Source organism: Methylibium sp. T29-B, from assembly GCF_000576225.1.
GTDB lineage: Bacteria > Pseudomonadota > Gammaproteobacteria > Burkholderiales > Burkholderiaceae_C > Methylibium > Methylibium petroleiphilum.
In genome coordinates this window covers 1-7,168 of record NZ_AZSN01000172.1, presented here as the reverse complement: position 1 = coordinate 7,168, position 7,168 = coordinate 1, and the positions used below count along the sequence as shown (strand labels likewise).

Below are 7,168 nucleotides of genomic sequence, written 5' to 3'. Positions count from 1 at the left end.
CGCGCGCGCACGACTTCGAGCCGCTGTCGCGCGACCGCTTCCTCGCCGGCGCGCTGCTGCCGGCCGCCTGGGTGCTGCAGGCGCAGCGCGTGCGGCGCTGGTTCGCACAGCGCGCGGCGGAGCTGTTCGGCCAGGTCGACGTGCTGCTGGCGCCGGCCACGCCCTGCGTCGCGCCACTGCTCGGCACCGAGTGGCTGGAGCTGAACGGCCAGCGGCTGCCGGCCCGGCCCAGCCTGGGCCTGCTGACGCAGCCGATCTCCTGCATCGGCCTGCCGGTGTGCGCGGTGCCGGTGTGGGGCTGCAGCGAGGCGCAGCCGGGCCTGCCGATCGGCGTGCAGGTGATCGCCGCCCCCTGGCGCGAGGACCATGCGCTGCGCGTCGGTGCCGCGCTCGAGGCCGCCGGCGTCGCGCGCTCGCCGGTCGCCGCGCTCGACTGAATCCGAAGGAAGATCGGCGATGACCGAAGACCACGACATCAACCGCCCCGAGGTGCTGGCCGAGATGCAGGCCGTGTTCGCGCGCTACGAGGACGCGCTGGTCCACAACCGCATCGACGTGCTCGACGCGCTGTTCTGGCCGAGCGCGCACACGGTGCGCTACGGCACCGCCGAGAACCTGGTCGGCATCGACGCGATCCGCGCCTTCCGCCGCGCGCGCCCCTCGCAGGGCCTGGCACGCCGCCTCGCGCTCACCGTGATCACCACCTACGGTCAGGACTTCGCCACCGCGATGACCGAGTTCCACCGCGACGGCGACGCCCGCATCGGCCGCCAGAGCCAGACCTGGGTGCGCTTCGCCGACGGCGGCTGGCGCGTGGTGGCCGCGCACGTGAGCCTGATCGATGGCTGAGTTCCGAGCGCCGTCTAGACTCGCGCGATGAGCACGCGTCCCGCCCGCCGTCCCGCAACCGCCGCTCCCGCGCGCGCGCCACCGCCGCAGCAGCCCCGGCCACCGCGCTGCCCGCCACCGCAGTGCGCAGCAACCTCGCCGAACAGGCCTACGCCCGGCTCAAGGCCGAGATCCACGATTTCCTGCTGGTGCCCGGCGACCGCTTCTCCGAGGCCGAGATCGGCACCCGCCTCGGCGTCAGCCGCACCCCGGTGCGCGAGGCACTGTTCCGGCTGCGCAACGAGGGCTTCCTCGAAGTGGAATCGAAATCGGGCTGGTACGTGCGGCCGATCGATTTCGACAAGCTCGAGCAGCTCTACGACCTGCGCGTGCTGCTCGAGCTGGCCAGCGTGGCCAAGCTGTGCGCCCGTGCCGAAGACTCCTCGCCCGAACTCGACGCGCTGAAGAAGACCTGGCTGCTGCCGGCCGCCGAACGCCTGAGCGACGGGCGCGAAGTCGGTGCACTCGACGAGCAGTTCCACGCCACGCTGGTGCGCGCCGCCGGCAACGCCGAGATCGCCCGCGTCCACTGGGACGTGACCGAGCGCATCCGCATCATCCGCCGGCTCGATTTCACGCGCGGCGACCGCATCGACGCCACCTACACCGAGCACGCCAAGATCCTGCGCGCAGTGATGCAGCGCAAGCTCGACCAGGCCCAGCTGCTGCTGCGCAGCCACGTCGAGCAGAGCAAGTCCGAGGTCCGCAAGATCACGCTGGCGATGCTCCAGCAGGCCCGCGCGCAGCTCGCGCGCTGACGCGCCACCCACGCTGCCACCCCCTGCCGTTTCCGGCGCCTCTGGGCGCCGGGGCCGGGCTGCGCATCGCTCCACCGCCCCATCCGCCGCGCCGCTGCGGCAGCCGGCCGCAGGCACGGCATTTGCGTATTCCATCTTGTATACCAATACGTGCACCAAGACCGGCCGCGCCGGTTGCGGATGCCCCGTCCCGCTGCTGCCGTGCCATCCACATCGAGGAAGAAGGAACCATGACGCAACACGATTTCCGGGCCTCCCGCCGCCGCGCCCTGGCGCAACTGTCGGCCGCCGGCCTGGCCACCGCCTCGCCCTGGGCACTGCGCGCCGCGCAGGCCCAGACCAAGATGACCATCGGCGTGATCTACGTCGGCCCGAAGGACGACTTCGGCTACAACCAGGCGCAGGCCGCCGCCGCGGCCGAGGTGAAGAAGCTGCCCGGCATCAAGGTCGTCGAGGAGGAGAACGTTCCCGAGACCACCGCGGTGCAGAAGACCATGACCGGCATGATCGTGCAGGACGGCGCCAAGCTGCTGTTCCCCACCTCGTTCGGCTACTTCGACCCGCACATGCTGGCGCTCGCCGCCAAGTACCCCGACGTGCGCTTCTCGCACTGCGGCGGCATGTGGACCGAGGGCAAGCACCCCAAGAACACCGGCAGCTTCTTCGGCTACATCGACGAGTGCCAGTACCTCAACGGCGTGATCGCCGGCCACATGAGCAAGAGCAAGAAGCTCGGCTTCGTGGCCGCCAAGCCGATCCCGCAGGTGCTGCGCAACATCAACGCCTTCACGATGGGCGCGCGCTCGGTCGACCCCAAGATCACCTGCACGGTCATCTTCACCGGCGAGTGGTCGATGGCCGTCAAGGAGGCCGAGGCCACCAACAGCCTGGCCGACCAGGGTGCCGACGTGTTCACGATGCACGTCGACGGCCCGAAGGTGATCGTCGAGACCGCCGCCAAGCGCGGCAAGATGGTCTGCGGCTACCACGCCAGCCAGGCCAAGCTCGCGCCCAATGCCTACCTGACCGGCGCCGAGTGGAACTGGCTCACCGCCTACAAGACCATCATCGAGGCGGCGCAGGCCGGCAAGCCGCACCCGAACTTCCTGCGCGGCGGCCTGAAGGAAGGCTACGTGAAGATGTCGGCCTACGGCCCGATGGTGCCGGAGGCCGCGAAGACGGCCGCCGACGGCATCAAGGCCAAGATGATCGCCGGCTCGTTCGACATCTTCACCGGCGGACTGAAGGACAACAAGGGCGCGGTGGTCATCCCGGCCGGCAAGGTGCTGAAGCAGACCGACCTCGAGCTCGAGAAGATGAACTACCTGGTCGAGGGTGTGGTCGGGTCGATCTGAGGCGAGCGCGGACCGTGTCGACCGACAAGCTGTCTGGAGCAGCGCTCGGACCGAGCCGCCGGGGCGTGGCCGGCCGGGCCGGAGTGCACGGGTTCGGCGGCCGGCGCTCGGCGCCGGCTTCCCTGCGGTGCTCGGTTGCATGGCCGGGCCGCGGAACTCGCTCTGTTCGCTGCGCTCACGGCGCTCGGACAGCCGCGGCCAGTCAGTCCACGAGGCGCGCGTCGCGCGCCGGCCACGCACCCTGCGCGCCTCGGCGCCTCTCACGCGCCCCCCGGCCCGGCCGGCCACACCCCGGCAGAGACATCGGTGCCGCGCCGCGATGGTCTGCCACCGAGAGTTCAGCGCGGCAGGCGGTGGGCGCCGGGGGCGGTGTCGGGGTGCAGCGAGGAGCACAGGGCCGCAGGCGGCGCGCGCAGCGCGCTTCGTGATCCGATCCGTCGTGCTTGTCCGAGCGCAGTTCGCGCAGCGAACAAAGCGAGTTGCGCGACGCGCCTGCGGCACGCGCACCGCAGCGCAGTCGGCGCAGCGCGCCGACTGCACCCCATCACCGCCCCGGCGCCCACCGCCTGCCGCGCCTGCGCGCACCTCTGAGAACGCCACCGGAGCCGACCGCCATGCGCAGCACTGCCCTCGCCGACATCCTGCTGCCGATCGGCGCGCTGCTCGCCGCGCTGCTGCTGTTCGGCGTGTTCGTGTGGTTCGGTGGCACCGACCCGGTCGAGGTCTGGGTGCTGCTGTTCAAGGGCGCCTTCGGCGACTGGTTCTCTTGGCAGAACACGCTGCAGCGCGCCGCGCCGCTGATGCTCACTGCGCTGTGCGTCGCGCTGCCGGCGCGTGCCGGCCTGGTGATCATCGGCGGCGAAGGTGCGCTGGTGCTCGGCGGCCTGGCCGCAGCGGCGCTGCCCTACGCGGTGCCGCTGCCGGGCAACGTGATCGGCACCGTGCTGGTCTGCGCGGCCGGCATGGCGGCCGGCGCCGCGTGGATCGCGCTGGCCGGTGCGCTGCGGCAGTACCGCGGCGTCAACGAGACCATCAGCAGCCTGCTGCTCGCCTACATCGCGATCGCACTGTTCAAGCAGATCGTCGAGGGCCCGCTGCGTGACCCGGCCACGCTGAACAAGCCGTCCACGCGCGCGCTGGACGAAGGCATCCGCATCGGCGGCATGTTCGGCTCCGACGTGCACTGGGGCCTGGTGCTGGGCCTGCTGGCCTGCGCGGCGCTGGGCCTGTGGCTCGCGCTCACCGCGCGCGGCTTCGCGGTGCGCGTGGTCGGCGGCAACCCGCGCACCGCGCAGTTGGTGGGCCTGCCGGCCAGCGGGCTGATCCTGATCGCCTGCGCGATCGGCGGCGCCTGCGCCGGGCTGGCCGGTGCGATCGAGGTGGCCGCGGTGCACACAAACGCCAACGCTTCCATCATCGCCGGCTACGGCTACGCGGGCATCCTGGTGAGCTTCATCGCACGGCACAACCCGATCGCCGTGATCCCGGTCGCCATCCTGTTCGGTGGCTTCGGCGCGGCCGGCAGCCTGCTGCAGCGCCGGCTCGACCTGCCCGACGCCTCGGTGCAGGTGCTGCAGGGCATCGCCTTCGTGCTGATCCTCGCCAGCGAGGCGCTGCGCGGCATCGACTGGCGCGCCGCCGCGGTGAAGCTCAGGCCCCCGGCCGGGCCGGCGGCGCCGGTGCAGTTGAAGGTCAAGGGCGGGGGAACGTGATGACGAGGATGACGACGAAGCAGCGGGCGATCGAGCACACGGGAGCCACGTCATGAGCGACACCCTGATCGCCTTCTCCGCCGCCATCCTCGGCGGCGCCTTGCGCGTCGGCGTGCCCTTCCTGTTCGTGAGCCTCGGCGAGTGCCTCACCGAGAAGGCCGGCCGCATCAACCTCGGCCTCGAGGGCGTGCTGGTGCTGTCGGCGATGGCGGCCTTCGGCGGCGCCTATCTCAGCGGCTCGGTGTGGGTCGGCGTGCTGGTCGCGGCCGGCGCCGGTGCGCTGCTGGCGCTGCTGCACGGGCTGCTGTGCACGCTGCCGCGCGTGAACGACGTGGCCACCGGCATCGCGCTGATGCTGCTCGGCACCGGCCTGGCCTTCTACCTCGGCAAGCCGCTGATCCAGCCGCAGGCGCCGCAGCTCACACCCTTCGCGCTGGGCGGCTGGAGCGAGTCGAGCGTGGTGCAGGCCGCGCTGCAGATCAACCCGCTGCTGCCGCTGGGCATCGTGCTCGCGGTCGTGCTGTGGCTGGGCTTCGCGCGCACCCGCTGGGGCCTGCTGGTGCGGCTGGCCGGCGACTCGGCCAACGCGACGCGCGCGCTCGGCTACTCGGTCGGCGCGATCCGCATCGCCGCCACCGCGGCGGGTGGCGCGATCGCCGGGCTGGGCGGTGCGTCGCTCACGCTGTTCTACCCCGGCAGCTGGAACGAGGGCATCTCCTCGGGCCAGGGCCTGATCGCCGTGGCGCTGGTGATCTTCGCGCGCTGGAGTCCGCTGCGTTGCGTGGGCGCGGCGCTGCTTTTCGGCGGGGCCGGCGCCATCGGCCCGGCGCTGCAGTCCATCGGCATCAGCCAGGGCTACTACCTGTTCAGTGCCGTGCCCTATGTGCTCACGCTGGTGATCCTGGTGCTGAGCTGCGGCCCGGCAGCGTGGCGCAGGGCAGCCCGGGCGAGCTGTCGTCCGCGCGCTGAGAGAAGAAGGAGCCTGCGATGCCCAACGAATCCTTCGTCGATGCCGAGCCCTACCCCTGGCCTTACGACGGCGACCTGCGCCCCGACAACACCGCGCTGATCGTCATCGACATGCAGACCGACTTCTGCGGCGTCGGCGGCTACGTCGACAAGATGGGCTACGACCTGGCGCTGACGCGCGCGCCCATCGAGCCGATCAAGCGGCTGATGGCGCGCCTGCGCACGCTGGCTTCCACATCATCCACACCCGCGAAGGCCACCGCCCCGACCTCGCCGACCTGCCGGCCAACAAGCGCTGGCGCTCGCGCCGTGCCGGCACCGGCGGCGTGGGCATCGGCGACGTCGGCCCCTGCGGCCGCATCCTGGTGCGCGGCGAGCCGGGCTGGGAAATCATCCCCGAGCTGGCACCACGGCCCGGCGAGCCGGTGATCGACAAGCCCGGCAAGGCTCGTTCTACGCCACCGACCTCGACATGCTGCTGCGCGTGCGCGGCATCCGCAACCTGCTGCTCGCCGGCATCACCACCGACGTGTGCGTGCACACCACGATGCGCGACGCCAACGACCGCGGCTACGAATGCCTGCTGCTGTCGGACTGCACCGCGGCCACCGACCCCAGCAACCACCTCGCGGCGTTGCACATGGTCAAGATGCAGGGCGGCGTGTTCGGCGCGGTGGCGTCGTCCACCGCGGTGCTGGAGACGCTGGCATGACCGCCCCGCTCGACCCCCGACCGCCGACCGAGGGCGCACTCGCGCTCGACACCTTCGAGCTCACCAAGCGCTTCGGCAGCTTCACCGCGCTGGATGGCGTGTCGATGCAGGTGCCGGCCGGCTCGGTGCATGCGCTGCTCGGCGAGAACGGCGCGGGCAAGTCCACGCTGGTCAAGTGCGTGGCTGGCTACCACCCGCCGGAGCACGGCGCGGTGCTGATCGACGGCCGCGAGCAGGACATCGCCTCGCCCATCGTCGCGCGCGCGCTGGGCATCGGCATGGTCTACCAGCACTTCACGCTGGCGCCCGGCATGACGGTGGCCGAGAACCTGCTGCTGGCCGGCGGCCGCACGCCGGCGCTGATCGACTGGGCCAAGGAGCGCAAGGCGCTGGCCGAGTTCCTGACCACCACGCCGTTCACGCTCGACCTCGACGCCACGCCGGCCCAGCTGGCCGCCGGCGAGAAGCAGAAGCTCGAGCTGCTGAAGCAGCTCTACCTGAAGCCTCGGCTGCTGATCCTGGACGAGCCCACCTCGGTGCTCACGCCGCAGGAGGCCGACGAGGTGCTGGCCTTCGTGCGTGCCGTCGCGCGGCGCGGCGAATGCACGGTGCTGATGATCACGCACAAGTTTCGCGAGGTGATGGCCTACGCCGACGGCGTGACGGTGCTGCGCCGCGGTCGCAAGGTGCACGGCGTGGGCGTGCCCGACACCACGCCGGCCGAGCTGGCGCAGGCCATGATCGGCGAGACCGCCGGCGGCAGCGCCGCGCGCC

Annotated in this window: 6 protein-coding genes and 2 pseudogenes; all 8 read left to right on the top strand. The window is 71.8% G+C overall.

Annotation, left to right across the window (positions count from 1 at the left end):
• Nucleotides 1–437: amidase family protein (locus Y694_RS18485; protein ID WP_036235191.1), on the top strand; the 437-nt coding region annotated here is incomplete at its 5' end.
• 19 nt (nucleotides 438–456) lie between these two features.
• Nucleotides 457–849 (top strand): oxalurate catabolism protein HpxZ, encoded by a 393-nt coding sequence (gene hpxZ / locus Y694_RS18480; protein WP_036235189.1) that lies wholly within the window; start codon nucleotides 457–459, stop codon nucleotides 847–849.
• A 122-nt stretch (nucleotides 850–971) separates the two neighbouring features.
• Nucleotides 972–1,646, top strand: coding sequence for a GntR family transcriptional regulator (locus Y694_RS18475; RefSeq protein WP_231497773.1), 675 nt, complete (start codon nucleotides 972–974; stop codon nucleotides 1,644–1,646).
• A 230-nt stretch (nucleotides 1,647–1,876) separates the two neighbouring features.
• Nucleotides 1,877–3,001, top strand: coding sequence for a BMP family ABC transporter substrate-binding protein (locus Y694_RS18470; RefSeq protein WP_011828369.1), 1,125 nt, complete (start codon nucleotides 1,877–1,879; stop codon nucleotides 2,999–3,001).
• Between the two features lie 614 nt (nucleotides 3,002–3,615).
• The gene (locus Y694_RS18465; protein WP_036235185.1) at nucleotides 3,616–4,713 is read left to right on the top strand and encodes an ABC transporter permease; all 1,098 of its coding nucleotides are present in this window, start codon (nucleotides 3,616–3,618) and stop codon (nucleotides 4,711–4,713) included.
• A 52-nt stretch (nucleotides 4,714–4,765) separates the two neighbouring features.
• Nucleotides 4,766–5,682 (top strand): annotated as a pseudogene (locus tag Y694_RS18460) (ABC transporter permease).
• Between the two features lie 18 nt (nucleotides 5,683–5,700).
• A pseudogene (locus Y694_RS18455) lies at nucleotides 5,701–6,394 on the top strand (cysteine hydrolase family protein).
• Nucleotides 6,391–7,168, top strand: a 778-nt coding sequence (locus Y694_RS18450; protein WP_036235183.1) for an ATP-binding cassette domain-containing protein, incomplete at its 3' end; no start/stop codon positions are given. The pseudogene Y694_RS18455 and the gene Y694_RS18450, both read left to right, overlap by 4 nt.

What these genes read in the sequence shown, in the direction of transcription:
- Y694_RS18470 (WP_011828369.1), top strand. Translation starts at nt 1,877, where the DNA reads ATGACGCAACACGATTTCCGGGCCTCCCGCCGCCGCGCCCTGGCGCAA.
- hpxZ (WP_036235189.1), top strand. Translation starts at nt 457, where the DNA reads ATGACCGAAGACCACGACATCAACCGCCCCGAGGTGCTGGCCGAGATG.
- Y694_RS18465 (WP_036235185.1), top strand. Translation starts at nt 3,616, where the DNA reads ATGCGCAGCACTGCCCTCGCCGACATCCTGCTGCCGATCGGCGCGCTG.